Origin of the sequence: Drancourtella massiliensis, assembly GCF_016900655.1 — a bacterium.
In the GTDB taxonomy this organism is placed as follows: Bacteria; Bacillota; Clostridia; order Lachnospirales; family Lachnospiraceae; genus Sellimonas; species Sellimonas catena.
On sequence record NZ_JACJKH010000035.1, the window covers coordinates 1 to 24,535 of the forward strand.

27 protein-coding genes and 3 pseudogenes are annotated in these 24,535 nt (G+C 47.6%); 24 read left to right on the forward strand and 6 right to left on the reverse strand.

Annotated elements, in window-relative coordinates; genetic code table 11:
• Positions 1 to 250 precede the first annotated feature (250 nt).
• The 9 genes from H6A32_RS14385 (at position 251) to H6A32_RS14425 (ending at position 9,651) form a co-directional block, all read left to right on the forward strand.
• Positions 251 to 1,201 (forward strand): hypothetical protein, encoded by a 951-nt coding sequence (locus H6A32_RS14385; protein WP_204864686.1) that lies wholly within the window; start codon positions 251 to 253, stop codon positions 1,199 to 1,201.
• A 92-nt stretch (positions 1,202 to 1,293) separates the two neighbouring features.
• A complete protein-coding gene (locus tag H6A32_RS14390) occupies positions 1,294 to 3,537 on the forward strand; it encodes an NEAT domain-containing protein (RefSeq protein WP_204864687.1) in 2,244 nt (747 codons plus the stop codon).
• Positions 3,538 to 4,572, forward strand: coding sequence for a heme-binding Shp domain-containing protein (locus H6A32_RS14395; protein WP_204864688.1), 1,035 nt, complete (start codon positions 3,538 to 3,540; stop codon positions 4,570 to 4,572).
• Positions 4,556 to 5,605, forward strand: coding sequence for a heme ABC transporter substrate-binding protein IsdE (gene isdE / locus H6A32_RS14400; protein WP_346342292.1), 1,050 nt, complete (start codon positions 4,556 to 4,558; stop codon positions 5,603 to 5,605). The genes H6A32_RS14395 and isdE overlap by 17 nt, the downstream gene beginning before the upstream one ends.
• 12 nt (positions 5,606 to 5,617) lie before the next feature.
• Positions 5,618 to 6,655: a FecCD family ABC transporter permease gene (locus H6A32_RS14405; protein ID WP_204864690.1), complete on the forward strand. Its 1,038-nt coding sequence runs from the start codon at positions 5,618 to 5,620 to the stop codon at positions 6,653 to 6,655.
• Positions 6,645 to 7,436, forward strand: coding sequence for an ABC transporter ATP-binding protein (locus H6A32_RS14410; protein WP_242959062.1), 792 nt, complete (start codon positions 6,645 to 6,647; stop codon positions 7,434 to 7,436). The genes H6A32_RS14405 and H6A32_RS14410 overlap by 11 nt, the downstream gene beginning before the upstream one ends.
• A gap of 40 nt (positions 7,437 to 7,476) precedes the next feature.
• Positions 7,477 to 7,860 (forward strand): YbaN family protein, encoded by a 384-nt coding sequence (locus H6A32_RS14415; protein WP_118637408.1) that lies wholly within the window; start codon positions 7,477 to 7,479, stop codon positions 7,858 to 7,860.
• Between the two features lie 117 nt (positions 7,861 to 7,977).
• Entirely contained in the window at positions 7,978 to 9,075 is a 1,098-nt protein-coding gene (locus H6A32_RS14420) for an aldo/keto reductase (RefSeq protein ID WP_204864691.1), read from the forward strand.
• 18 nt (positions 9,076 to 9,093) lie between these two features.
• On the forward strand, positions 9,094 to 9,651 hold the full coding sequence (locus H6A32_RS14425; RefSeq protein WP_087167919.1) for a flavin reductase family protein: 558 nt from the start codon (positions 9,094 to 9,096) through the stop codon (positions 9,649 to 9,651).
• 57 nt (positions 9,652 to 9,708) lie between these two features.
• Here the strand turns inward: H6A32_RS14425 and H6A32_RS14430 are convergent, their stop codons facing one another.
• Positions 9,709 to 10,269 (reverse strand): chromate transporter, encoded by a 561-nt coding sequence (locus H6A32_RS14430; RefSeq protein WP_087167918.1) that lies wholly within the window; start codon positions 10,267 to 10,269, stop codon positions 9,709 to 9,711.
• Positions 10,266 to 10,835: a chromate transporter gene (locus tag H6A32_RS14435; RefSeq protein WP_204864692.1), complete on the reverse strand. Its 570-nt coding sequence runs from the start codon at positions 10,833 to 10,835 to the stop codon at positions 10,266 to 10,268. The genes H6A32_RS14430 and H6A32_RS14435 overlap by 4 nt, the downstream gene beginning before the upstream one ends.
• Before the next feature lie 103 nt (positions 10,836 to 10,938).
• Between H6A32_RS14435 and H6A32_RS14440 the strand changes: the two genes are divergently transcribed.
• The 15 genes and pseudogenes from H6A32_RS14440 to H6A32_RS14515 all read left to right on the forward strand — a co-directional run bounded on the left by H6A32_RS14440 (position 10,939) and on the right by H6A32_RS14515 (position 21,966).
• Positions 10,939 to 11,877 carry a LysR family transcriptional regulator gene (locus tag H6A32_RS14440; protein WP_204864693.1) on the forward strand — a complete coding sequence of 313 codons (939 nt, stop codon included), beginning with the start codon at positions 10,939 to 10,941 and terminating at the stop codon, positions 11,875 to 11,877.
• On the forward strand, positions 11,837 to 12,433 hold the full coding sequence (locus H6A32_RS14445; protein WP_204864694.1) for a GNAT family N-acetyltransferase: 597 nt from the start codon (positions 11,837 to 11,839) through the stop codon (positions 12,431 to 12,433). The genes H6A32_RS14440 and H6A32_RS14445 overlap by 41 nt, the downstream gene beginning before the upstream one ends.
• A 194-nt stretch (positions 12,434 to 12,627) precedes the next feature.
• Positions 12,628 to 13,173, forward strand: a complete 546-nt coding sequence (locus tag H6A32_RS14450) for a flavodoxin (protein ID WP_204864695.1) — start codon at positions 12,628 to 12,630, stop codon at positions 13,171 to 13,173.
• A 111-nt stretch (positions 13,174 to 13,284) separates the two neighbouring features.
• Entirely contained in the window at positions 13,285 to 13,974 is a 690-nt protein-coding gene (locus H6A32_RS14455) for a flavodoxin (protein ID WP_204864696.1), read from the forward strand.
• A 150-nt stretch (positions 13,975 to 14,124) separates the two neighbouring features.
• Positions 14,125 to 14,344 (forward strand): annotated as a pseudogene (locus H6A32_RS14460) (DUF4314 domain-containing protein).
• Between the two features lie 80 nt (positions 14,345 to 14,424).
• A complete protein-coding gene (locus H6A32_RS14465; RefSeq protein WP_087254450.1) occupies positions 14,425 to 14,883 on the forward strand; it encodes a hypothetical protein in 459 nt (152 codons plus the stop codon).
• Positions 14,884 to 15,287: 404 nt separating this feature from the next.
• Complete coding sequence (locus H6A32_RS14470; protein ID WP_204864697.1) at positions 15,288 to 15,725, forward strand: hypothetical protein; 438 nt, start codon at positions 15,288 to 15,290, stop codon at positions 15,723 to 15,725.
• A gap of 91 nt (positions 15,726 to 15,816) precedes the next feature.
• Entirely contained in the window at positions 15,817 to 16,626 is an 810-nt protein-coding gene (locus tag H6A32_RS14475; RefSeq protein ID WP_087150162.1) for a class I SAM-dependent methyltransferase, read from the forward strand.
• Between the two features lie 638 nt (positions 16,627 to 17,264).
• Positions 17,265 to 17,918, forward strand: a complete 654-nt coding sequence (locus H6A32_RS14485; protein WP_204864698.1) for a GNAT family N-acetyltransferase — start codon at positions 17,265 to 17,267, stop codon at positions 17,916 to 17,918.
• Positions 17,899 to 18,603, forward strand: a complete 705-nt coding sequence (locus H6A32_RS14490) for an L-2-amino-thiazoline-4-carboxylic acid hydrolase (RefSeq protein ID WP_204864699.1) — start codon at positions 17,899 to 17,901, stop codon at positions 18,601 to 18,603. Before H6A32_RS14485 ends, H6A32_RS14490 begins: the two co-directional genes overlap by 20 nt.
• On the forward strand, positions 18,591 to 19,463 hold the full coding sequence (locus H6A32_RS14495; protein ID WP_022789869.1) for an acyl-CoA thioester hydrolase/BAAT C-terminal domain-containing protein: 873 nt from the start codon (positions 18,591 to 18,593) through the stop codon (positions 19,461 to 19,463). The genes H6A32_RS14490 and H6A32_RS14495 overlap by 13 nt, the downstream gene beginning before the upstream one ends.
• A complete protein-coding gene (locus tag H6A32_RS14500; protein WP_118637432.1) occupies positions 19,442 to 19,834 on the forward strand; it encodes a DUF6262 family protein in 393 nt (130 codons plus the stop codon). The genes H6A32_RS14495 and H6A32_RS14500 overlap by 22 nt, the downstream gene beginning before the upstream one ends.
• Positions 19,835 to 20,084: 250 nt before the next feature.
• A pseudogene (locus tag H6A32_RS14505) lies at positions 20,085 to 20,330 on the forward strand (hypothetical protein); the annotation flags it as partial.
• Between the two features lie 23 nt (positions 20,331 to 20,353).
• Positions 20,354 to 20,887, forward strand: a complete 534-nt coding sequence (locus H6A32_RS14510) for a flavodoxin family protein (protein WP_087167914.1) — start codon at positions 20,354 to 20,356, stop codon at positions 20,885 to 20,887.
• A 32-nt stretch (positions 20,888 to 20,919) separates the two neighbouring features.
• On the forward strand, positions 20,920 to 21,966 hold the full coding sequence (locus H6A32_RS14515; RefSeq protein WP_204864701.1) for an aldo/keto reductase: 1,047 nt from the start codon (positions 20,920 to 20,922) through the stop codon (positions 21,964 to 21,966).
• 85 nt (positions 21,967 to 22,051) lie between these two features.
• Here the strand turns inward: H6A32_RS14515 and H6A32_RS14520 are convergent.
• The 4 genes and pseudogenes from H6A32_RS14520 to tnpA form a co-directional block, all read right to left on the reverse strand.
• A pseudogene (locus H6A32_RS14520) lies at positions 22,052 to 22,246 on the reverse strand (cyclophilin-like fold protein); the annotation flags it as partial.
• 363 nt (positions 22,247 to 22,609) lie between these two features.
• Positions 22,610 to 23,143 carry an RNA-guided endonuclease InsQ/TnpB family protein gene (locus tag H6A32_RS14525; protein ID WP_204864702.1) on the reverse strand — a complete coding sequence of 178 codons (534 nt, stop codon included), beginning with the start codon at positions 23,141 to 23,143 and terminating at the stop codon, positions 22,610 to 22,612.
• A complete protein-coding gene (locus tag H6A32_RS14530) occupies positions 23,082 to 23,828 on the reverse strand; it encodes a helix-turn-helix domain-containing protein (RefSeq protein ID WP_204864703.1) in 747 nt (248 codons plus the stop codon). Before H6A32_RS14530 ends, H6A32_RS14525 begins: the two co-directional genes overlap by 62 nt.
• Positions 23,800 to 24,261: an IS200/IS605 family transposase gene (gene tnpA, locus H6A32_RS14535; protein ID WP_204864704.1), complete on the reverse strand. Its 462-nt coding sequence runs from the start codon at positions 24,259 to 24,261 to the stop codon at positions 23,800 to 23,802. The genes H6A32_RS14530 and tnpA overlap by 29 nt, the downstream gene beginning before the upstream one ends.
• Positions 24,262 to 24,535 lie beyond the last annotated feature (274 nt).

The window sequence follows — 24,535 nt, forward strand, 5'->3', positions numbered from 1 at the left end:
GCAGGTTTGTCAGTTTCAAATTTTTCCTGGCAATCTGAAAAAATATCTGCCAGAGAAAGCTGTTTATATGGTATCATAGTATCAGAATAACTCCTTTCTTGGATGGTGGTTTATGGATTTTGGACGACTCTATTATACCATATCCGGTGAGGAGTTATTTGTTTTTAAAAGCAAAAAATGCCGTATTTATGCGGCTTGTGGCGTTTCGCAAACGCCTAACAAAAAACATAAACAGAGAGGAGAATCAATTATGGGATTCAGAAAAATTTTATCCGGTGCCGTTGCAACGGCGATGATATCTACGATGCTGTGCGGAACCGCATTCGCAGCGGAGCCGGCGGACGGCAGCTATACAGGAGAAATCCATTTCCTGAATGCGAACGGAACAGGAAGCAACAGCATGTGTGATCCGATTTTTGTACACGAGGCAGATGTAGAACTGACGGCGGATTCTGCCGAGCTTACATTCTATGTGGCTTACCCGATCCCGGCATTCCCGGATCAGGGTACAGATGGAACTGTAAAAGATGTGAAATTTACGGTAGACGGAACAGAATATACGGCAGAATCGGACATTACTACAAAACCGGAAAAAGAATTTGATACAACTGCAGCACTGTTTGGCGTCAATGCCGGAGACGTTCTGCCGACCCAGGTGCTTACTGTGGAGCTTCCGCGGGATGTGCTGGATGATCTGGAGGCCGGTACAGTAGCGGCCAGCGCCTATGTGAATGTGGTTATGAATTCAACACAGAATTTCTTTGTAAAGGTAACTGATCTGCAGGCGGCAGGCGGAAGCCAGGAACCGGGAGGGGACACACAGAATCAGCAGAATATGCAGATTACCGCAGATGTACAGGAAGTGGTTTCCGAACCAGAATATACGGTAACTGTTCCGGAATCTGCAAGCATGGGAACTCTGAGTACAGAGAAAGATAATGTAACAGGGTATTCAGTAGAAGTTGATGCTGCAAATCTGAACGGTGAACTGACGATTTCTGCTCCGGCAACCGGCAGCCTGACAAACGGTGATAATACACTTGCATTTGCGAACAGTTTTGGCAGCCAGAGTGTAACAGAAGATGCAACAGACCAAAAACTGAACGGAACGCTTACAGTTAGCGGTGAAGATGTGGCGAAAGCGGCAGCCGGAAACTACACAGGAACAACAACCTTTACGATTTCATATGCGGCGAATTAGTATATGCCAGCTGAATGATGCAGGGATCCCCGCACGATATCTTGTGGGGATCTCTGTTTTTCAAAAACGGATAGTTTCGGACGGAGGAAAGAATGAGAAGAAAAAGAAACAGGAAGAGATGGACCGCCCTTGCCCTGGCAGGACTGCTTGCTATGACAGCCTTGACTCCGGCAGGAGCGGCAAAAGCGGCGCCAGGGGAGAAGAGCGGATCGTATATCAAAAGCGGAACTTATCATATCGACCAGTTTGGCGAATACGATATTGATGCGGAAGTAACTGTTACAGACGGAAAAATCACGGATGTGACGATTACCGGAGATAATTTCGGCGGAACATATGCGGAGGTAAACAAGGGCAAACTAAAGACCGCCATTGATGGCATTTCCGGGATGTTTTCCGGACTGGCGGATAACGACGCAGAGGGTATCCGGGATCTGGATGCCGTGGCAGGCGCGACCTATTCCTCCAATGGAATCAAGGAGGCAGTCGCAGATGCACTGGGTCTGAACCTTGCTGAGGAGTCTGCGGAGGATGTTCCGGAGAAACTACCGGATCCGGGCACATATGACGTGACCGTTGCAGTACGAAGCGACGTGGTAGACCACAGCCTTGTTCAGACTGAAACGGCAAAAGCTCTTCTGACGGTCAGTGAAGACGGACAAATGAGTCTTTCTTACACGATGGTTTCCGGAACGGAACAGGAACCGATGTATATCCTCGGGTTTAACGGCTATTATAAAGGAAACGATCCGGCCGGGGAACTTTCCATGGAGAACGTAACTTATGCAACGGAACAGCGGGGAGATTATGAAGTGGTGACGGACGTCACATTTCCGCTTACCGGGCTGAGCCGGTATTATTATAACAACACTCAGATTTATGTACCGGCTATGAGCGCCTTAAACGGCGAAATCAACGGCATATACTTTGAAAACGGAAGGTTCAGCGTAAAAACTATCGTTACCATGTACTGGAATACACTGACAAGACACGGCAGCGGAGAAACCGGACAGCAGTCTATGGAAATTACTGCCAATGTTTCCAATCAGGCATCGAAGCCGGACGGCATGATCATGATCCCGGAATCCCTTTCCATGGGAAAACTGGAGACAACTGTCGATAATGTACAGCCCTATGAAATTCGTGTATCTGATGTTGAACCGGGCGAGACGGTCACGGTAAGTGCACCGGCGGGCGGAAATCTTTACAGCGGACAGAAAACGCTTCCTTTTGGAAATGACTTTGGCTCACAGACAGCTTCGGGTACCGGAGCGGCAAAAGCGGCCGGTACAGAGACGGGTATTGTACTGAACGGTAATATTACTATCAAAGGAAAAGATGTTGCGGCGGCATCTCCGGGAAATTATACGGGAACGGCAACTTTTACCATTACCTATGGTGATAATATAGACGAGGAAGAGAAACCGGATGACTCGAAGGATCCGGTGGATCCGGGAGATACAGAACTGGATATTCACAATCTGGAGGACGGCACTTACGCAGTGACGGGCAGGATGGTAAAGGTGGACCAGTCCACACTTTCCATGGCAGATAATGCCATCAACCATACGATCAGGCTGACTGTAAAAGATGGCGTCTATTCAGTCACATTGGATATGAAAGGGATGAATATCAGCGGGAAACTCGGGTATCTTGGCGGGCTTCAGTATTTTCTTACCGGATATACGAAAGATCAGTACGGGTATCCTCAGGGAGAACTGGAAGATGCAGTGGTAGACTCTTATCAGACAGATGAAAACGGGGACCGGATCCGTGATGAATACGGTACAGACTATCCGGATCTCGTTACGTTCAAACTGATTCCGGAAGCTCTGGATGATGGATTTGTCCCGCTCAAAGTTTATGTGCCGGTGATGGAATCGATATCTGAAGGTCTGGGTGACCAGTCAGTCTATCTGGCTCTTGACTGGGCGACTTTGAAAGCTGCGGAGGAAGATGATCCGTCGTTTTCAGATGACGATGATCCGGGAAATAATAATGATAATACGGGAGACAAGGATGACGGTTCCGGTCAGGGAGGACTGACAGGGGGAAGCGGGCTTGGAAACAGTACGCTTCCGGGTGGAAGCAGACTCGGAAGCAATACCCTTGGAGGCAGTTCGCCAAAAAGCGGTTCCCTTGGCGGAAGTTCTCTTGGAGGAAGCAGTCTGAAGTCTGCATCCGGTGTAAAGACAGATGATACTTCTTCAAACTCGGGTCTGTGGATCGCAGTACTGGCTGCAGGATGCATCTGTCTGGGTGCGGGTGTACTGACAACTGTTCGTTCCGGCAGGCGGAAAAGAAAACAAGACAGGGAACAGAGGCGGGAAAAATAGATGAAGATAAGAAAAAAAGTTAAAAATAAAGGAATCGGGTTTCTGGCCGCTGTACTCTTTGTTTTTGCAGGAGTGTGGACAACAGCATTCCCGGTACAGGCGGCATCCGGGAACGTTTATACCTGTACGGTTCATCCATGCTACGCCCATCCGGTTACCGGTGAAATAGAAGATTCCGGCGGCGAGGCATCTTACGCCACCGGTCAGGGCATGGTAGACGGAGTGGTGTACACAACGGGAATTCTGGAACTGACGGACAGCGGAGAGTACTATCTGACAGTCCGGTTCAGCCTGATGGATCAGACTTCCGGACACAGTTTCTGGGTGCAAAATGTAGGCGACAGCGGCTGGGCGACTCCGGCGGTTGGAGTAACCGGAAATGGAACGGATGATAATGGCACCACAGCAGACATCTGTATGCAGGTGCCGGGCGAGAACTGTGTAGTCCGCTGCTCGATGTACGTGGCACCTATGGGAAGAGACGTGGTCTTTTACCTGTATCCGAGTGATTACGCTGCCGGGAACAATACAAATATGAATGCGACCATGGTGACAGAAGCATCCGGAAACGGAGAAACAGCGACAACGGACAGCTCCGGCAGTGCAGGCACGGAAAGTGGATCAGGAGAAACCGGAAATGCGGATACCGGAAGCACCGGGGGCGGTTCCAATCTGTCAGGTTCCTCGCTTTCGGGCGGCTCCGGTTTGACATCCTCCGAAAATGCGGACACAGAATCCGGAGAAGGAAATACGGAGACACCGGCACTGTCCAGTTCCATAGATGAAGCGGCTCAGCCGGCCGCATCTACGGATACGGAACTTGATGAGGCACAGGGATTAAGTCTTTCCACGGCAGCGGATGCATCCAAAGAGACGGAAGAGACGGCGGGTTCCGGTGCAGGCGGGCCTTTTGCCGTCGGAGCGGCAGTCACAGTTTCCGGGCTGATTCTGATGGGTACAGCGGCAGTGATTATCTTTTTCTTTCGAAAGAACTGGAAACGCTGGGGTGGAGGTTATGATGACGATGAAGTATAGCCAGATCAAAGGAAAAAGCAGAATTTCCGTACTTGCAGCCGTTGCGGTTCTTTCCTGTAGCCTGTTTACAGGATGTGTGGATCAAAGCGCTGGAAACACGGATAAAACTACTGAGGGCAACAGTGCTTCCACGCAGAGCGGGAGTGTCAGTACCATGCTTGAAATCACAGATCCGGAAGAAAAGGCCGCTGTAGAAGCAGCAAAAGCCAAAGTAAAGGGAATGGGGGAAGAACCGAAGATTATTGCCACATCTCCTTCTACGGCAGAGATCTGTGACCGGCTGGAGCTCGACCTGACCGGCGTATGTTCAAGCTCTGTTTCGGAACTTCCGAAGCGGTATGACGAAGTGAAAGAAGTTGGAACCGCTATGGCTCCTGATATGGAGATTGTGGCTTCCTTAGACCCGGACTGGATTTTGAGTCCTGCCACCCTTCAGTCGGATCTGCAGCCGAAATACGAAGCCATCAATACGGACTGGGCATTTTTAAATCTCAGAAGTGTTCAGGGGATGTACCGCTCTATTCAGGAACTGGGCGAAATTTTTGGAAGAGAAGAGCAGGCACAGACCATGGTGGACGAGTTTACGGCGTTTTATGAGGATTACAAAAATAAGAACGAAGGAAAGGATGCTCCGAAAGTTCTGATCCTGATGGGTCTTCCGGGAAGCTATATCATTGCCACGGAAAATTCCTATGTGGGAAGTCTGGTGGAACTGGCAGGGGGTGAGAACGTCTACGCCGGGACGGACCAGGAATTCCTTACGGTGAATACCGAGGATATGAAGACGAAAGAGCCGGATGTGATTCTGCGTGCGGCACATGCGCTCCCGGATCAGATCGTGGAGATGTTCAACGAAGAATTTGCCACTGATGATATCTGGCAGCATTTTGACGCTGTGAAGAACGGACGGGTATACGATCTGACCTATGAATATTTTGGTATGAGCGCGAACTTCAATTATCCGGAAGCACTGGAGGAACTCCAGCCGATGCTTTATCCGGAGAATGAAGAGGATGAGAAACAGGAAAAGTAAGGAGGATGAGCTATGAGTGAAGACAGAGAAGAATCCGGCAGGCAGGACCAAAGCCGGAAAAAACGAAAAACAGCCCGGGCGGCAGCCTCCTTTATCGTCACAGGAGTCCTGCTCGTGCTGCTGATCGTTGTGTCCGTCAATATCGGAAGCCTGAAGGTTTCTCCTTCAGAGTTGTTCAGGGGACTGTTCATCAAAAGGATCGATGATGTGGCGGCTATTTATGACCTGCGTTTCCCGAGGATCGTGATCTCCCTGTTTGCAGGGGCAGCAGTAGCGGTCTCGGGCGTCCTTTTCCAGGCAGTGCTGAAAAATCCGCTGGCAGACCCTGGAATTATCGGGATTTCCGGAGGAGCCGGTTTTGTCGCGGTACTGATCACGGCCTTCTTGCCGGCCCTTTATTTCTTTACCCCGCTTTTCGCGTTCGCAGGCGGGGTACTGGCCTTTTTTCTGGTATACAGTCTGTCGTGGAAAGGAGGATTAAGCCCGCTTCGCATCATCCTGACCGGTGTTGCGGTAAGCGCCATGTTCACCGGTCTTTCAGATGCCCTGAATGCAATGAGCGGAGGAACTTCCTCCGGTGTGGCACCCATTGTGGAAGGGAATATCACTCAGAAAACATGGGAAGATGTACAAACCCTTCTCCCCTATGTAATTACAGGGCTTGTCCTTTCACTTTTGTTTACAAAGATGTGCAACCTGATGTCTCTGGAAGACAAGACAGCCAGAAGTCTTGGTGTCAACGTAAATCTGATTCGGATTCTGGTTTCTCTGGTTGCGGTGCTTCTGGCCAGTATCTCTACAGCGGTCGTGGGAGCTGTCAGCTTCCTGGGGCTTATCGTACCTCATATCGGGCGGCTGCTTGTCGGGCGCGACCACCGGGCACTGGTACCATTTTCCATGCTGGCAGGTGCATTTACCTTTCTGCTTGCGGATACCATCGGCCGGACCGTGGCAGCACCTTACGAAGTGTCGGCGTCCATTATAATGAGCGTGATCGGCGGTCCGTTCTTTATCATTTTGTTAAGGAGGTCAAAGAAATATGCAGCCTGATACAAAACAGAGGAAACCGTCCATGGAAGTGCGTGATCTGTTTTTTTCCTACGGGAAAAACAAAGTCTTAAAGGGCACGTCTTTTACCATAGAAGAAGGGAAGATCACAACCATCATGGGAGCGAACGGGTGCGGAAAATCAACCCTGTTCAATCTGATGACCAAGAATCTTTATCCGCGTAAAGGGAATATTTTCCTTTACGGGAAGAATATCCAGAATCTGGGTCTGAAAGATTTCGCAAAGAGGGTGTCCATTGTCCATCAGTATAATTCCTCCGCGGATGACATTACTGTGGAGAGGCTTGTATCCTTTGGAAGAACTCCTCACAGAAAGATGATGCAGGGACGAAGCGACGAGGATGAAAAAATGATCCGATGGGCCATGGAGGTTACCAATATCTTAAAATACCGGGACAGGGAAGTAAGCCGTCTCTCCGGCGGACAGCGTCAGAGGGTGTGGATCGCCATGGCGCTTGCGCAGAATACGAAGATCCTTTTTCTGGATGAACCGACCACCTATCTGGATATCCGTTATCAGATCGAGATCCTGAAACTGGTGAAGAAACTCAATCAGGAGTATGGGATCACTATTATCATGGTGCTCCATGATATGAATCAGGCGATCCACTTTTCAGACCGCATCATCGGCCTGAAAGAGGGGGAGGTTGCAGTTCAGGGAGCTCCGGATGAAGTGATTACAGAAGAATGCATCCGGGATTTGTACGGGATCTCTCTGGGAGTGACAACCATTGAAGGAAAAAAATTTGTCCTGACCGTGTGACAGCTCACATCCGGTCCGGCTTAACGGGAGTGAAATAATAATGAAGAATAAGAATCCGTTCAGGATTTTCTGGATCATACTGGGTTTTCTCTGCCTGGGACTTGGCACGGCAGGAATCGTCCTGCCGGTTCTTCCGACCGTGCCTTTTTTCATGGCTACAGTATTCTGCTTTGCGAAAAGCTCAAAGCGTCTTCACGACTGGTTTGTCGGAACGAAACTTTATAAAAAACATCTGGACAGTTTTGTAAAACAGCGTGCCATGACTATGAGGACAAAGATTCGGATTGTTGGGACCGTGACCGTGGTCATGGCGGCGGGATTTCTGATGATGAGCAATGTTCCGGCCGGTCGGATCTGTCTGGCGGTTGTGTGGGTATGCCACCTGTTGTATTTCTTCCTGAGAGTGAAGACCATTAAGCCGTAAACATAGTTTTTGGTTATATATTCCTATTCAGATTAAGTATTTGATCTTGCAAAGCCAAAGCTTTATACTGTAAGAGCCGGGGAATATCCGGAAGTAAGAATAAAGCGAGGAAGAAAAATGGAATACCGCATCAATCAGAGAACCAGTGACAAAATCAGCGTGATCGGAATCGGTTCCAGTTATCTCTCGGAAACACCGGAGAAAGAAGCATTAGAAACCCTTGAGATGGCATATGAGAACGGGATCAATTACATTGACCTGGCAGCCGGAGCGGCTGAGTGCTTTTCCTATTATGGCAAAGCGTTTGAAGCACACAGAAAGGACATGATCTATCAGATTCATTTTGGCGCAGACTACGCATCCGGAGAGTACGGATGGACGACCAATGTGGAACAGATTAAACGCTCCATTGACTGGCAGCTTACAAAGCTCCGTACCGACTACATTGACTACGGATTTATCCACTGCCTGGATAAAGAATCCGACTGGGACGCATACCGGAAAAACGGCGTGCTGGATCATCTTTTAAAAATGAAAGAGGAAGGGCTTGTCAGACATATCGGACTGTCCTCCCATACGCCGTCTCTTGCAAATACGGCGATTGACACGGGACTTGTGGATATGCTGATGTTCTCCATCAACCCGTGCTACGATTACCAGAAAGGGGACTACGCCATCGGCTCTTCCGATGAGCGGATGAGCCTGTACCGTCGCTGTGAAAAAGAGGGAATCGGCATTTCCGTCATGAAAGCATTCTCCGGCGGACAGCTTCTGGATGAACGGACGTCGCCGTTCGGAAAAGCTCTGACAGAATACCAGTGCCTGCAGTATGCATTGGATAAACCAGGTGTGCTGACGGTGCTTCCGGGTCTGAGGGATAGAAAGGATCTGGAAAAACTGCTCGGATTTTTTGACGCTTCCGATGAAGAGAAAGATTACTCCGTGATCGGAACACTGGTACCAAAGGAGGCCGAAGGAAGCTGTGTTTACTGCAATCACTGCCACCCATGTCCGGCAGGACTTGACATTGCTCTGATCAACAAGTACTATGATCTTGCAAAGGCAGGAGATTCCATGGCCGTTGGACATTATCAGAAGCTGGAAAAGAATGCTTCCGACTGTATCCGGTGCGGACATTGTAACCGCAGATGTCCGTTACACGTAGACCAGATGAGCCGGATGCAGGAAATTGACGCATATTTTCAGCAAGCATAAGAAAGGAGCATTTTCGTTATGAGAAAAAATTTTGGACAGAAAACATGGATGTATCCACTTCCGGTACTGATTATCGGAACATACGGAGAGGATGGAACCCCGGATGCCATGAACGCGGCATGGGGCGGAATTTATGATACAGGAAAGGTAGTTCTCTGCTTAAGCGCTGGACATAAGACAACTGCCAACATCAAAGCCAGAGGAGCGTTTACTGTCAGCTTTGCGGACAAAGCGAACCTTGTTGCATCCGATTATGTGGGTATCGTATCCGCCAACAAAGAGCCGGATAAACTAGCAAAGGCAGGATTCCATACAACAAAGAGTGAATTCGTAGATGCTCCGCTGATTGATGAACTGCCGATGGCACTGGAATGTAAGCTGGAAAAAGTAAACGAAGACGGCAATATCATCGGAGAAATCGTCAATGTCAGTGTGGATGAATCCATTCTGGACGCAGAAGGCACGGTAGATCTTTCTAAATGGTGCCCGATTACCTTTGATCCGGTTCACAATACCTATACGGCACTGGGAGAAGCAGTAGGAAACGCATTCAGCGATGGAAAGAAGCTCTGCTGATTAAAATTTAGAAATGAATGATAGAACGGGAGATCAAAGACAGATCTCCCGTTTGTTTTATTCGATAAGCAGAGAAATACCTGCATAGAGAATGCCGGAAAGTACCATGACAAGGATCGGATTTGCCTTCCATTTCTGAAGTAAGAGAAAACAGAAGAAGAAAAGCACGACCAGAATCCAGTTGGTAGAGCCAAAGTGGATCGATCCTTCCGGCCAGAAAGCGGAAATCAGAATCGAGATTCCTGCCGAGGCTATCAAAGCAACGACTGCAGGTCTCAGAGTGGAAAGAACGCTCTGGAGCGCCGCCATATTCCGGTATTTTAAGTAGAGTCTTGCAATGATCGTGACGATAATGCAGGATGGAAGAATACAGCCGAAGGTAGCCGCTACGGCGCCGGGAATTCCCGCGATCTTGATTCCGACGAAGGTGGCGGAATTGATGGCGATTGGGCCGGGCGTCATCTGGGAAATGGTAACCAGATCCGTAAATTCCTTCATGGAGAGCCAGTGATTCAAGGTGACGACCTGGTCCTGAATCAGAGGCATGGCCGCATAGCCGCCTCCGAAGCTGAACAGGCCGATCTGAAGGAAACTGAGAAACAGATGAAGGTAAATCATGATGGATCCCCCTTTCTTCCCGGCATAAATGTCTTCAGCAGACCGACAGCAATGCAGACAAGGATGATAACGACGGCATTGATGCTAAGACAGGATGCAGCGATGAGGGCTCCCGCCATAATAAAAATAGAGAGCCATTTTTTCTCCAGAAGAATTCCGGCTGCCATTTCCCAGACGACGGATGCGATGACAGCGGCGACGCCGGCCTGCATTCCTTCCAGTACAAGGCTTACGACCCGGTTATCTCGGAACGCTTCATAAAAGATGGAGATCACAGAAATCACAAGAAAAGGCGGAAGGATGGTTGCGATGACCGCAGTGATCGTGCCGGCAATCCCGGCGAGCTTATATCCGACGACGATGGCACCGTTGACCGCAATGGCTCCCGGGGCGGACTGGGCGATAGCAACCAGATCCAGCATTTCTTCCTCTTCAATCCAGTGATATTGATCGACAAATTTTTTCTTCATCAGTGTTACAATGACATATCCGCCTCCAAAGGTGAAGGCACTGAGATAAAACGTTGATATAAATAACTTTAACAGAATCTTATGTTTCTTTTCCATTGGAATGTCCTCCCTCCTGTTTTAGTATAACTGGTCTTGATCTATATGAAAAATAGTATTATTCTATAAAATAGATAATGAATTTCTTATATATGGAGGAACCATGACACTTCGGCATATGAAAATCTTTGTGTCGGTCTACCAGAACAGCAGTATCACAAAGGCGGCAAAAGAGCTTCATCTGGCACAGCCGTCTGTGAGCGTTACGATCAAAGAACTGGAAGAATATTACGGGCAGCACTTTTTCGAGCGGATTGGAAGACGGATTTATCCAACCGCCGCCGCGAAAGAATTTTACGGATACGCTGTCCACATTGTCTCCATGTTTGAGGCAATGGAAAAAGAATTGAAAAACGGAGATGAGATCGAGACGATCCGGGTTGGCGCAAGCATTACGATCGGGACTCATATCCTGCCGTCCCTGATGAAAGAATTTCAGGAGCAGTTTCCGGAAATCCGGATGGAGGCTGTCGTCAATCAGTCGGGAACGATTGAAAGGCTTTTGCTGGAAAATGAAATTGATCTTGGCCTGATTGAGAACCAGCCGTCTTCAGATTCCGTATGTGCGGTACCGTTTCTGGAGGATTCCCTTGTAGCGATTGTACCGGCGGAGCATCCTCTGGCGGGGAAGTGCGATGTCATACTGAGAGAGATGGCAGAGAATCCGTTTCTGATGCGGGAAAAGGGAAGCGCCGGAAGAGAGATTCTGGATGCCTGCTTCGACATGGAGCAGATCACCGTCCATCCGGCATGGGAAAGTTCCAGTACCCAGGCGATTGTGCAGGGCGTGGCAAAAGGGCTTGGCGTTGCAGTCCTTCCCTATCTGCTTGTGAAGCGGGATCTGGAACAGGGTCTGGTCTGTCAGGCATTCTTGCGCCGACCGATTGAAAGAAAACTTAATATTATTTATCATAAAAGCAAATATATTACCAGAAGCATGCAGACCTTTGTCTCCATGTGTCTGGACTATAGAACTCATCAGACAAAGGAGGAACAACACGATGGAAGAGACAAAGATCCGGATCCGGACAGCCGGTCCTGACGATGCAGAACAGCTTCTCGCGATCTATGCACCTTATGTAGAGAAGACTGCAATTACATTTGAATACGAAGTACCGGATGTGGAAGAATTCAGGGACAGAATCCGGCGGATATTAAAGCGGTATCCGTATCTCGTGGCGGAGGTCGCCGGAGAAGTGGCCGGTTATGTTTATCTTGATTCCTTTGTCGGAAGAAAGGCATATGACTGGTCAGCTTCGGTTTCCATTTATGTAAAAGAACAGGTGCGAAAAACAGGAATCGGACGGGCGCTGTATCAGGCAGTGGAAGAAATTGCCCGTGCACAGCACATCACGAACCTGAATGCCTGCATCGGCTATCCGGAGACAGAAGATGAATATCTGACAAAGAACAGTGCGCAGTTTCATGCCCACATGGGATACCGGTTGGTAGGGGAATTCCACCAGTGCGGATATAAATTCGGAAGATGGTATAACATGATCTGGATGGAGAAAATGATCGGAGAACATGAAGAACATCCGAAACCGTTTATTCCATTTCCGGAGCTTCCAAAATCCGGCCGGGCAGAAAAAGACTGATCTTTGGAGAGAAGGGGATCTCACCATATTTGCGGAAAGAATACCGCAGATATGGTGATTTTTCATTCATTTTTTGTATCATTCCTTATGCAGGATAAGTATTTGTCTCCGGGAAATACCGTCCGTATAATAAAGGTATAGAAGGAAAACCTTCTGTATGAAATGGAATCCAACACAGATGGGAGGACGGATTTATGAAAAAACGAATGATTTCATTATGCCTGGTTTTATCAATGGTATTGACGTTTGCTGGATGCGGCAATGAAAGCAATGGAAGTGCGGACAATACACAGGGAACAACACAGCAGTCCGGAACAGACTCTGCCGGAGACGAGACGGATCCGGAAGATACCGTTCAGGGAACAGCGGAGGAAGATCCGGCACAGACCGGTGAGGAGACACAGGGAACAGGTTCTAACATTCTGGTAGCCTATTTTTCCTGGGCGGAGAATGCGATTCTGGAAGAGGATGTAGATGCCGTTGCTTCTCCAAGCGTAATTGCACCGGGAAATGTTCAGGAGCTGGCAGGATGGGTGCAGGAAGAAACCGGAGGCGATCTGTTCTCCATTCAGGTTACCGATCCTTATCCAAGTGACTGGGATGCCTGTCTGGAACGGGCAAATGAAGAACGGGGAGAGGACGCAAGGCCGGAACTGACATCCAGCGTCGAGAATCTTGACGCATATGATACCGTATTTCTCGGATACCCGAAAATACAGTATGGTTTTTTGAGTGTATAGCGTGTATTGAGTAGCATTTTTAAGAGTTAAAAGAACTGTGTACACAGAGAAAGAGAAGATTTGTGTATTACGTTGAGTATAGATCATATTAAATGAAGGAGGTCATTCCCTATGAGAAAACGTGGATTTATATTGATGACAGTGTGTATTCTGATAGTCGGTATGTTGGCTGGATGCGGGGCCAGGAGCGGACAAGATGAAAGCCAGACACAGTCAAATACAGGGGCGGCATCGGAGAACGAATCCAGTGCAGCTACAACAGAAGATGATAGTACCGAAGCGAGTAACGAGGCAGAGACAGATGGCGATGGAACCCAGGGGAAAACCCTTGTCGTGTATTTTTCAGCTACCGGAAATACAGAGCGTGTAGCTGAAGTCATTGCTGATACAACAGGCGGAGAATTGTTTGAGTTGGAGCCGGTTGATCCCTATACCGATGAGGATTTGAATTATAACGATGATAACAGTCGGGTATCCCAGGAGTACGCTGATGAAAGTCTGCGGAATGTGGAGCTGGTGGCTGACACTGTAGATGACTGGCAGGATGTGGAAAGAATCTATATCGGTTACCCCGTGTGGTGGGGGATTGCGGCATGGCCGGTAAATACTTTCGTGGAGGCCAATGATTTCACAGGAAAGACCGTCATTCCCTTCTGTACATCAGCAAGTTCTGGTTTGGGTGACAGTGGTGAACTGCTGGCAGAGCTTGCCGGAACCGGAGATTGGCAGGAAGGTATGCGATTCAGCTCAGGTGTTTCAGATGAAGATGTAGTAGCTTGGGTGGAGAGCCTGGAACAGTAAAATAAATAATACATGGTTTAAGAAAGCAAAGAGTTGAGAAGACTTTCTGCTTTTTTTATTTGGAAGGAGATGAATACGATGAATGAATGGGAACGCCTGCACCAGCAGGCCAAGCGGTACCAGGCTGAGTATCCTCCCGGTACCCGAATCATGTTACTGAGCATGGGCAGAGATCCCTGTCCTGTCGAAGATCAGACAAGAGGCACTGTCAGAGTGGTGGATGATATCGGAACACTGCACGTTTGACAATGGAAGATCTCTCGGCGTTGTGCCTGGTAAGGACTCGTTTCGCAAGCTGACGGAGGAAGAACTGGCAGAGGAACAGGAATCCGGCATGACTGAGGATCAAGGCCCCGTCATGGGAATGTAGGAGGTAAATCATCCAAAGCACTGATCCGTCAGAAAGAAGCGAAAGCACAACGTGAGGCTGAAGCTGCCAGACGGTTTGCTGTGATTCATTTCCATGAGGACGGGGATGATTTTCATTTCACTTCCGACCTGCGGAACAACTTCTACAGTGCTGCTTATCTCTATCGGAATTTTATGCGGGAGAATGAGGGCAGGCTGACCTTGGACAGTCTGGCGCGTTCCTTTGGAGTACATCAGCCCATCGATGACCTGACCTTCTCTGTCTTATGCGCCGCTATGGAGCATGATGACCGGATCACCGCTCTCCTGGAATTTGATTTTGACGATGGAACGATCAGTGTAAAAGAGCAGGGAGATTCGGAGTGGCGGACTTATCGTCTGAAAGATGTTTCTACTGCGGTCTACCGTGCCGAGCGCAAATCTACGATTCCGATAGCAGCAAGAGAGCTGATTTTTGAAGAAGCATTGCGGGATCGGGAGATTGACTGGCAGTCTTCCGAACAGGCAGAAGAAACAACGCCGCCAGTTCAGGAGATGTGATGCGAAAAGGAACACCCCTATGAGCCGCCTGTCGGCCCCGTGTTGCGATTTTGTGGGCGAGGTCGAGGAAGTATCCCTCCCCGCCGGTTTGCGAGGCGTTTGCGGCCCGTGCGAAGGCAGGCTCCGCCCATGGAAAAGCGACGGTTCCCCGTGCGGATACAGGGTCGAAAATCAAGCAGGAGAAAGGGACGGTGCCGCATGGCGGCCCCGCCCCAGCTCACTGCGTCCGGCAGAGCCGGTCGCTTCAAGGCTTTCCGCCGCTTCTGAAAGAAATGGCATTACGGTGCCGGATTTGGAACAATAGGTTCCTGGACAGGTGCTTCAACTCCCCCAAGGCCCAGAAGTTTCAACGAATGACGCGGTGCTTTGGCAGGTTCCTATGAATAAGAAGGAGGATTTCAGACATGCAGGATACAGAGGCAGAAAAGAAAGAAATCAAACGCCGCTTCCAGCTCTGGATCAGACCGTCCACCCTGGAGCTGGCGGATACTCTCTATAAAAAAGACAACTGTGACAGCCGGAGTGAATTCATCGAAAAAGCAATCTTGTTTTATGCTGGGTACCTTTCCGCAGAGGACAACAAAACCTATCTCCCCAATATCGTCACCTCCATGCTGAAAAGCATTGTGGCGGAAAGTGATCATCGGCAGAACCGGATGATTTTCAAGCTGGCCGTGGAGCTGGCGGTCATGATGAATGTGGTCGCAGCGAATAACAACATCGATCCGGTGTTACTGGAACGCCTGCGGGGAGAATGTGTCAAGGAAGTCAAAAGGCTGAATGGCTCCTTCTCTTTTGATGATGCGGTGAGCTGGCAGAAAGGATGGGAAGAAAACGAGTAGCAATTGAAAACGAATTGCAATCCCCGGTTCCTCTTGATATAATAATGGTTAGATATTACTAACTCATTTGCATATAGGAGGATAGATAGCCATGTCCGAATTTGGTATAGTAGAAGATACAATGTTTATTCCTATGGTGGGAAGGATTTACGCCAGCGAAAAGTTTCCGGGTATTTTATATGATAAAAAAGCACTTTCATTAAAAGAAAAGCTGCCATCCGCACTGTTGGAAACAGGAAATCAAAGTCAATACACGCTACTGGCTTCTGCATCCCGTTCCGCTAATATGGATCGGCATATCCAGAACTTCCTGAAACGTAAGCCGGATGGTGTTGTCATACAGTTGGGCTGCGGACTGGAGACAACATATGATCGCAATGACAATGGGCAAACCCAATGGTATGCTGTAGACCTTCCGAATGTAATCGAATACCGGCGCAGTTTGCTCCCGGAACCTGAGAAGGAAACTTATCTTTCAGGGGATGCTTTTTCAGACGGATGGCTCAGGCAGATCCGAAGGAACATGCCTGATACGCCTCTTCTGGTTACTGCAGGAGGTTTGTTCCATTACTTTCAAGAGGAAAAAGTTTTTGGCCTTCTGCAGATGCTGGAAGGTTTCGGGAATATAGAGCTTGTGTTTGATACGGTAAATAAAAGCGGCATGAAAATGTTGCAGAAGAAATATATGAAGCAGATGGGACATGAAAATGCCCGAATGTTTTTTTATGTGAATTCGGCTGAAGATCTGGTTACCACACTAGGTAGAGGTGTCAAAGTATTGGCGGATGAACCATATTACAAGTTTATCAAACGAGATGGATTAAAAATCATTACAAAAATCAGTATGGATATTTCAGATCGATTTGGAATGCTCAAAATGATCCATCTGGAGTGGAGGTAATGTAAATATGGTGGTCATGATAGAAAGTCTGATTGGTATCTTATTATTCACAATCCTGATTGTGTCGCCGACGCTGAAAAATCCCCTTGCCTCAGTGGGAGATTATCCCCGGCCATAAGGGAGAAATGTATGGAATTAGGATTAATCGAAAAAAGAGATCAACGTTTCCCAGGTCAGATATCATCTAGAAAGGGGTTCGGGATTCCTACATGATCTGGCTGATCATTGATTGGTATGATGCTCTTGTACTCGATAGCATCTGGTTTTGCCATTCGAAAAAAGTCAGGATACCAGGCACAGAGGATATGGAAGAATATAAGGATTACTGTTTTCATATTAAGCAGTCCTGTATTGGTATGCTTCTTGGCTTGCCCGCCTGTCTTGCAGTGGGAGTGATTACAGCAATCCTCTGATCAGCCATCAAATGATATAAAACAGAATATGATTCGCATTCAGTAGGAAATCTCTTACTATGTCTCCTGCTCTTCCTTTACTCTAAAATGGAAGGAGGTTTCTCATGACCCGCCATGTCACTATCAAATGATTAACAGGTAAAAAATGAATTGCAGTCCTATACGTCTCCTGATATAATATTAGTTAGTTGTTGCTAACCCGATTGTGTATAGGAGGGTACATCTATGTTTACTGTTCGTCCATATAAGGAAGAAGATGCTGCGGCCTGCGGGGATTGCTTCTACGAAGGATTCTTTTCATGCTCTGTGGATCAGAACGATAAAATACTTTTGCGTGACTACGCACAGATCCTGATTGAAAAATGCAATTTCACCTATGTTGCGGAAACGGAGGATCATCAGGTCGTAGGATTCATCTGTGGAAAATATGATAAGCGTTTCAGCAAGGCTCTGGCAGCTCAGTATGAGACAAAAAAGCACTATGGCCGTTGGTGTAAAATGTTCCTCAAGTTCTATCTGAAAAGATATAAAATGTCAGCACCATTCCAGAAGCAGTTTGATGCCTTTTTCCGTCAGCTACAGGAAAGGGATAAGGAAACCGTTGGGAAATGCGATCTGGAACTCGTTGCCCTTTCGTCCAGAAGGAATTACAGAAAGGGGTTGGGAACCGCATTGGTCACACAATTTTTGAATCGGGCAAAAGCTGATGGAGCAGATCGTGTGCGGCTTTTTACGAACACTCTTGCATCGTGGGAGTTTTATGAAAAACGTGGATTTAAGAAAGTGGCAGAGAAGCCCTTTCAGGATGGCTCCGGCAATCAGTCCCTCGTTTATGAGTACGTTTTGAAGGAGAATGAATATGAAAAACACCATCTGTGAAAAACTGATGTGGTCAGCGATGACACCTGCTATTTTCAAATATATCGCAGCCAATTGCAAAAATGCGGATACATTCAGGGTGAAGAAGAAATCGCGTAAAAACTTTAAAGATATGTTGGCGAGGACACCCGACATAGGCGGTTTTACGAAAAATCCTCTGCGAATCTGTCTTTCCGGCGGAATTGTCTGGATGGCAGTTTATAAGGCAATGGATGGGGCGATGAGCCATGAGCAGTTCGGGGAAATGGTGACAGCCACGATGCAGGCGTCGCTCATTAAAAAAGCTTTCGGGAGTAAAAATCCATTTGATATGGAATATCAAAAAAAGAAAGTCAAGAAGGACAGAATTACAAATGCCATATCCGACAGCGAATTCAACTGGATGACGGAGACGATTCCCGGAAGGGATGCAGACGAATACACCATCAACTATCACAGGTGCGGCCTGTGTGCGCTTGGAAAACAGGAGCATTTGGAAGAACTGATACCCTATATGTGTGCCATGGATTTTATTTCTGCTGATCTCATGGGCGGCGTGTTATACAGGACAGGTACACTTGCAGAGGGCGCAGAAAAGTGTGATTTCTATGTTTGCAAAAAGGACTCTAAATGGGATAAAGAAAGAAAATACGGACAGCAATCCAAGCTGCAAAAACAGGGAGAGTTGGGAAAGTGGAATATGTGACGGTTGCACAGGAGGGCTTCTATGGACTTTATCATGTCCCTGTTAAGGATCATGATCCCAAAAAGGTCGTCATCGTAGTAGGCGGCAGCGAAGGGAATGAAAATATCCCGATGAATGTGGGTGCTATGTTTGCCAGGTGCGGCATCGCCGCGTTAGGTATTTGTTACTGGAACGTAGACGGGCTGCCGAAAGAACTGGTTCGGGTGCCTGTCGATCCATTTGAAAAAGCGATCCTGTGGCTGAAAAACAAAGGATATGAAAAGATTATCATGTATGGCATTTCAAAAGGCGCTGAACTGGTATTGCTTTGCGCTTCTCTTATGCCGGATATCTGCGGCGTTGTTGCCCTCTCCCCGATCCACTGTATATGGGGAGGCATGTACGGGAATAAAAGCATGGCATCGAAAACTTTTTCATCTGCCTCCGAATTCACATACAGGGGAAAAGATTTTCCGTGTATGACAGCGCATCTGAAATATGGGCCGGCAATCCGGAACCTCATCCTCCATCAGCAGTTCGAGTTATCCTACATCTACGAAGAACCGCTGAAACATTTTGATGAGGATACAGCCATTCATGTGGAGAACATTCAGGGAAACATTTTATTTATTTACGCAAAGGAAGATCTCATGTGGCCCAGCAAAGAGGCAGTGGCATATATGGTAAACCGCCTGGAAAAACACCGGTTTGCTTTCCGGGTGGATGTCTTGGAATATGAAAAAGCAAGCCACATTCTTGTTCCATTAAATCCATCTAAGCTGAAAATGTTTAAAATTGAGAGACAATATCCGGAAGATTGCAGGCGCAGCCGTGAAGACGCTTTCCATAAAACGATAAAATGGATATCGGAGGTAAAGTGAACAGGATGATTGAAATGAACCGGGAACGAAGCGATGAAAAGATTGCTGCGGCGAAACTGGCAATCCGCAAACTGTTAGATCAGGGAGAGAGGGTATCGGTTCCGCAGCTCGTAAAGATGACAGGAGCTTCCAGAGGATTCTTCTATAAGAATCCCATTGTGAGGGCCGAAATTGACCGGGCTATGGAACAGCAGGCCGGAACCATCAATCCACGCAGAGGTATCCTGGACAAAGCAATGGAAGGACGGATCGATCTCCTTCAGGAAGAAATTTTCCGGCTCCGGCAGGAAAATCAGGCGCTCCGTGATGAAAACCAAAGACTTCAGAAAATCATTAGCAAGAAAAGCCGGAGTGAATTCCGAAGCTTGTAAATAACAAAATATAGGAAAATACATAGAGACAGCGGATCAAGCAGCCGCTGTCTCTTGCCATTCATAAAACGTATGGTAAACAATTAAACATAGGTATTTGTATAAACAGGTGAGCCAGAGTACAATGTAAATAGGAAAGGTCGGAGCAATATGCTACTAAAAAAGAACAGAAAACACACTTGTGTAAGCCGTTAAGCCCAGTGTTTTCAAGGGCTGGAGAGGACGGGCTACATTTTAATACCCGAACTGGTGGTACGGCGTACCGATGGCACTTCTGACATTTCTGGAAGAAAACGATCTGTCCGGAAAACAGGTGTATCTGTTCTGCTCCCACGGAACCGGAGGGCTTGCAGACAGCGTAGAGATTATTTCGGAAGCCGTTCCGGAAGCCGTTCCGGAAGCGGAAATTTCGGATGATATTTTTGACTGTTACGAAGAAGATGCCTCATCTTCTCAGGAGGAGATTCAAAGCTGGGCAGCCGGACTTGGCTATTAAAAAAGAGAATGGAGGAAACACAGATGAAGATTGTTGTACTGGAAGGAAGCCCGAATAAGAACGGATCATCCAACATGCTGGCAGAGCAGTTTATCAAAGGCGCTCTGGAAACCGGGCATCAGGTGGAGGTGATCGATGCAGCACGTGCAAAGATCCATCCTTGTACCGGATGCATTCACTGCGGTTATGACGGACCGTGTATTCAAAAGGATGAAATGGAGCAGATCCGGGAAAGCATTCTCGGAGCAGATATGATGGTATTCGTCACACCGCTTTATTATTACGGCATGTCGGCACAATTAAAAATACTGATCGACCGTTTCTGTGCATTTAACGGAAGCATCCAGAGAAAACAAATGAAATCAGCAGTGATCTCAGCGGCATGGAACAGCGACAGCTGGACCTTTGATGCATTGAAAGCACATTATGACACGCTGGTACGCTACCTGAATCTGGAAGATCTGGGAGCCGTTTACGGAAAAGGCTGCGGAACGCCGTCCATGACAGCGCAGTCCAAATATATGAAACTTGCATATGATCTTGGACGATCCATATAAGGATATTTAATATGAATGAGGAGGAATCAGTCATGAAATACACAAAATTAGGGAATTCCGATCTGCAGGTGTCACGCATCTGCATGGGTTGTATGGGATTCGGTGATGCAAAGAACGGACAGCACAGCTGGACTCTGGACGAGGAGCACTCCAGAGAAATTATAAAAAAAGGACTGGATCTGGGTGTGAATTTTTATGATACTGCGATCGGCTATCAAAGCGGAACAAGTGAACAGTACGTGGGACGGGCGCTGAAAGATTTCGCGAAGCGGGACGAGGTCGTCGTGGCAACGAAATTTCTCCCGCGGACAGAGGAAGAAATCGCCCAGGGAATTACCGGGCAGCAGCACATTGAACGGATGATCAACACCAGTCTTTCCAATCTGGGTATGGATTATGTCGATCTGTATATTTACCATATGTGGGATTATCAGACACCTCTTTATGATATTATGGACGGGCTGAACCGCATTGCGAAGGCAGGAAAAGCACGTTATATCGGCATTTCCAACTGCTTCGCATGGCAGCTTGCCAAGGCAAACGCACTGGCGGAAAAAGAAGGATTTGCAAAATTTGTATCAATTCAGGGGCATTATAATCTGATTTTCCGTGAGGAAGAAAGAGAGATGGTAAAGCTCTGCGAGGAGGACAATATTGCCATGACGCCGTACAGCGCACTGGCAGGAGGAAGGCTCTCAAAACATCCGGGCGAGACATCAAAGCGTTTGGAAGAAGACAGCTATGCAAGACTGAAATATGATGCTACCGCAGCACAGGACGCAGTCATCATTGACCGTGTGGCAGAACTTGCAGATAAAAAAGAAGTCAGCATGACGGAAGTTTCTCTGGCATGGCTTTTAACGAAAGTAACCGCTCCGGTTGTCGGCGCAACGAAACTCCATCACATTGAAGGGACCGCAAAAGCAGTAGATCTGGTGCTTACAGAAAAAGAAATCAACTGGCTGGAAGAACCTTACGTACCGCACCGTCTGGTCGGTGTGATGGCGCAGAATACAAAGTCTGCGGCAAAAGAAAGTCATGTATGGTCTACAGGCAATCAGGAGATCGAGACAGAATAGAAAAATCACAAATTTTTTTACGGACAAAGGAGCCGCTGCATCAGTTGCAGCGGCTCTTATAAAATCGTGCGTTCTCTCTTTCCGGTCATTCCGTGCCTGAACCGGATTCAGCTTTCTGTCCATCCTGCGTACCGGCAGTAATCTCCACTGTCCCGCTCATGCTTTCGATCAGCTCTTCGCCGGAAACAGCCCGGCCAAGTTCATACAGACCACCTGCTGCCCCAAAGTCATCATAAAACATAACGACATCGCCCCACGGCTCATAGTAAGCAAGGGTACCGGCACCTGCATCCGCTAGCGGAGTACCTGAGGTGTGAACTACTCACGACTAAAGTCGCGAGCTTCCGATATAGTTTGAACCGACGTTTTTAAGTGACGGCTCACTTGTAAAGGTATTTCCTGCGTCATTTGCCTGATGCCTGCCTTTTGGGCGGGTCTTATTCTGGCTCTCTGTACCGGACTTCCGGAAACAGTCTGCGCTATACGCAGTGCAGGCTTTGTGGGCTTTCCACGGCTCCCACGGTTCCCCGAGGTACCACGATCTTTGTTTACGGGTTACAGAATTTATCGACAGCAGCTTTGTTAGCCACATATAGTTTACAGGTGTTCATTTCTAAGGTACAAATTCGGTATTTTTTCTCTCTTACACGGTAACAATGATTCCATTCTTTTGCAGCAGCCGGATTCCTTCGGCGAGGATATTATTTTTTGCATTCACATCCCTGTTATGGTAAGTGCCACATTTTGGGCACTTCCATGAACGGATCACAAGGTCTTTTACCACTGTATTTTGAAATCCGCAACGGGAACAGGTCTGGCTGGATGGAAACCAGCGGCTTACCTGTATGAAATGTTTTCCCTGACGTTCCATCTTATACTTTACCATTGTCAGGAACTGCCCCCAGGAAGCAGAAGATATCTCCTTCGCAAGGCGTCGGTTTTTGACCATCCCACGGATGTTCAAGTCCTCACAGCAGAATACACTGCATCTGTCTACAATCCGGCGACTCAGTTTATGCTGGAAATCTTTCCGCTGGTTTGCAATTTTCCGGTGCTCCGCAGCTACTTTTTGTTTGGCTTTCTCCCAGTTTTTAGAGCCGGTGTGGGTTTCCTTGTCATACTTCTTTCTGGACAGGGATTTCTGCAGGCGACGCAGACGCTTTAGCCATGATATCACGAACCGACATTTGATTCAGCTGCACTGGGGATTCTACAACTGTTTCCAATTGTAAGGATGCGGTATAACGATCCCCTTTCTTTTTCACTGCAACGGAAAGGATGGATGTCCCATGCGGCACCAGGGTTTGAATGGTCTGCTTTTTCGGCAGGATAAACCGTACCAAGCCGACTTTCGGCAGCTTGATATATGGCAGTCCGTCATGCTCTTCCAGGCGGATATTGTTACCTGTCCACTTTGTAGTATAGGTATTCCCTGACGGCTTCCATTTAGAAGCAAATTTAGGGAACGCGGCCCGACCTTCAAAGAAGTTTTTGTATGCCGTGTCCACATGCTCTATGGCGGATTCCAGGGCAAATTTATCAGAAAGAGTCAAAAAACTATACTGTTCCTTTAGTTTTGGGAAGTATTTCTTTTTATAGACATCCACGAGTAAAGTTTTCCTGGTTTCTTTGTAATAAGCGATACGGTCATTCAGATATTGATTGCGCATAAAACGTGCGTTCCCAATTTGCTGCGCAAAGCCGGCTCTCTGGCTGTCGTCCGGGATCAGCTCCAACACAAGGCCATAGTTGTGAACCCTGCAGCCATACGGTTCCAGGGCTTCATTTTTTGCTTTTGTGATATCGAATGCACGGCCGGAAAACCGGAACACGTCACCTTCTTTTGTTACAGTTACCGCCATGTTCTGCCTCCTTTTTCTGACTGTTAATATACGCTTCTATCTGTACTGTGCTCCGTTCGCTGACAGTTGCCACAAAATAGGATGGGTTCCACAAATGCCTGCCCCAGAGGGATTTCTTCAGGTCTGGATGCGCCATAAACAGCCATCTTGCAGCATTTCCTTTCAAGATTTTAATTGCATCGGAAAGCCGCAGTTGCGGTTTGCAGCTGACAAGCAGGTGAATATGGTCAGGCATGACCTCCATGGCAAGACATTCCATCTGCAGTTGTTCCATAGTTTCCAAAAGGTGCCGTTTTGTTTCAGCTGCAACCATCCCGACAAGTACGGGTTTCCGGTATTTTGTCACCCAAACAATATGATATTGTAAAAGATACACGTATCCCCTACCATGTGTAACGTTGGTATGTTCTGTAAAAATATAGTTTTTATCCATATTTAAAGTATACCATATACAGGTAAAAAGAACAAACGTTCTGCTTGATTTGATTTAAAAAAGGACGGCTTACTCACGACTAAAGTCACGAGTGTGCACCGTCTATTTCATCAAATACCTATATATAATGCTTTGCCATAGCTTGCACGAGCTTGCACGAGGTTAATTGAAAAATTAATTGCAACATAGGTTGTTGCAGTTAGAATTACAAGGCATATGGGCCATGGAGTTGCAGTTGTAACTTCATGGTTTCTTTTTGCCTTTTTTCCAGTAT

Excerpts from the sequence above, each read along its gene's own strand:
- H6A32_RS14395 (WP_204864688.1), top strand. The coding sequence starts at position 3,538 with ATGAAGATAAGAAAAAAAGTTAAAAATAAAGGAATCGGGTTTCTGGCC.
- H6A32_RS14490 (WP_204864699.1), top strand. The coding sequence starts at position 17,899 with ATGAAAAACACCATCTGTGAAAAACTGATGTGGTCAGCGATGACACCT.
- isdE (WP_346342292.1), top strand. The coding sequence starts at position 4,556 with ATGACGATGAAGTATAGCCAGATCAAAGGAAAAAGCAGAATTTCCGTA.
- H6A32_RS14470 (WP_204864697.1), top strand. The coding sequence starts at position 15,288 with ATGCAGGATACAGAGGCAGAAAAGAAAGAAATCAAACGCCGCTTCCAG.
- H6A32_RS14485 (WP_204864698.1), top strand. The coding sequence starts at position 17,265 with ATGTTTACTGTTCGTCCATATAAGGAAGAAGATGCTGCGGCCTGCGGG.
- H6A32_RS14425 (WP_087167919.1), top strand. The coding sequence starts at position 9,094 with ATGAGAAAAAATTTTGGACAGAAAACATGGATGTATCCACTTCCGGTA.
- tnpA (WP_204864704.1), bottom strand. The coding sequence starts at position 24,261 with ATGGATAAAAACTATATTTTTACAGAACATACCAACGTTACACATGGT.
- H6A32_RS14410 (WP_242959062.1), top strand. The coding sequence starts at position 6,645 with ATGCAGCCTGATACAAAACAGAGGAAACCGTCCATGGAAGTGCGTGAT.
- H6A32_RS14515 (WP_204864701.1), top strand. The coding sequence starts at position 20,920 with ATGAAATACACAAAATTAGGGAATTCCGATCTGCAGGTGTCACGCATC.
- H6A32_RS14420 (WP_204864691.1), top strand. The coding sequence starts at position 7,978 with ATGGAATACCGCATCAATCAGAGAACCAGTGACAAAATCAGCGTGATC.
- H6A32_RS14530 (WP_204864703.1), bottom strand. The coding sequence starts at position 23,828 with ATGGCGGTAACTGTAACAAAAGAAGGTGACGTGTTCCGGTTTTCCGGC.
- H6A32_RS14510 (WP_087167914.1), top strand. The coding sequence starts at position 20,354 with ATGAAGATTGTTGTACTGGAAGGAAGCCCGAATAAGAACGGATCATCC.
- H6A32_RS14475 (WP_087150162.1), top strand. The coding sequence starts at position 15,817 with ATGTCCGAATTTGGTATAGTAGAAGATACAATGTTTATTCCTATGGTG.
- H6A32_RS14430 (WP_087167918.1), bottom strand. The coding sequence starts at position 10,269 with ATGATTTACCTTCATCTGTTTCTCAGTTTCCTTCAGATCGGCCTGTTC.
- H6A32_RS14435 (WP_204864692.1), bottom strand. The coding sequence starts at position 10,835 with ATGGAAAAGAAACATAAGATTCTGTTAAAGTTATTTATATCAACGTTT.
- H6A32_RS14455 (WP_204864696.1), top strand. The coding sequence starts at position 13,285 with ATGAGAAAACGTGGATTTATATTGATGACAGTGTGTATTCTGATAGTC.
- H6A32_RS14415 (WP_118637408.1), top strand. The coding sequence starts at position 7,477 with ATGAAGAATAAGAATCCGTTCAGGATTTTCTGGATCATACTGGGTTTT.
- H6A32_RS14500 (WP_118637432.1), top strand. The coding sequence starts at position 19,442 with ATGGATATCGGAGGTAAAGTGAACAGGATGATTGAAATGAACCGGGAA.
- H6A32_RS14390 (WP_204864687.1), top strand. The coding sequence starts at position 1,294 with ATGAGAAGAAAAAGAAACAGGAAGAGATGGACCGCCCTTGCCCTGGCA.
- H6A32_RS14440 (WP_204864693.1), top strand. The coding sequence starts at position 10,939 with ATGACACTTCGGCATATGAAAATCTTTGTGTCGGTCTACCAGAACAGC.
- H6A32_RS14405 (WP_204864690.1), top strand. The coding sequence starts at position 5,618 with ATGAGTGAAGACAGAGAAGAATCCGGCAGGCAGGACCAAAGCCGGAAA.
- H6A32_RS14445 (WP_204864694.1), top strand. The coding sequence starts at position 11,837 with ATGGAAGAGACAAAGATCCGGATCCGGACAGCCGGTCCTGACGATGCA.
- H6A32_RS14385 (WP_204864686.1), top strand. The coding sequence starts at position 251 with ATGGGATTCAGAAAAATTTTATCCGGTGCCGTTGCAACGGCGATGATA.
- H6A32_RS14450 (WP_204864695.1), top strand. The coding sequence starts at position 12,628 with ATGAAAAAACGAATGATTTCATTATGCCTGGTTTTATCAATGGTATTG.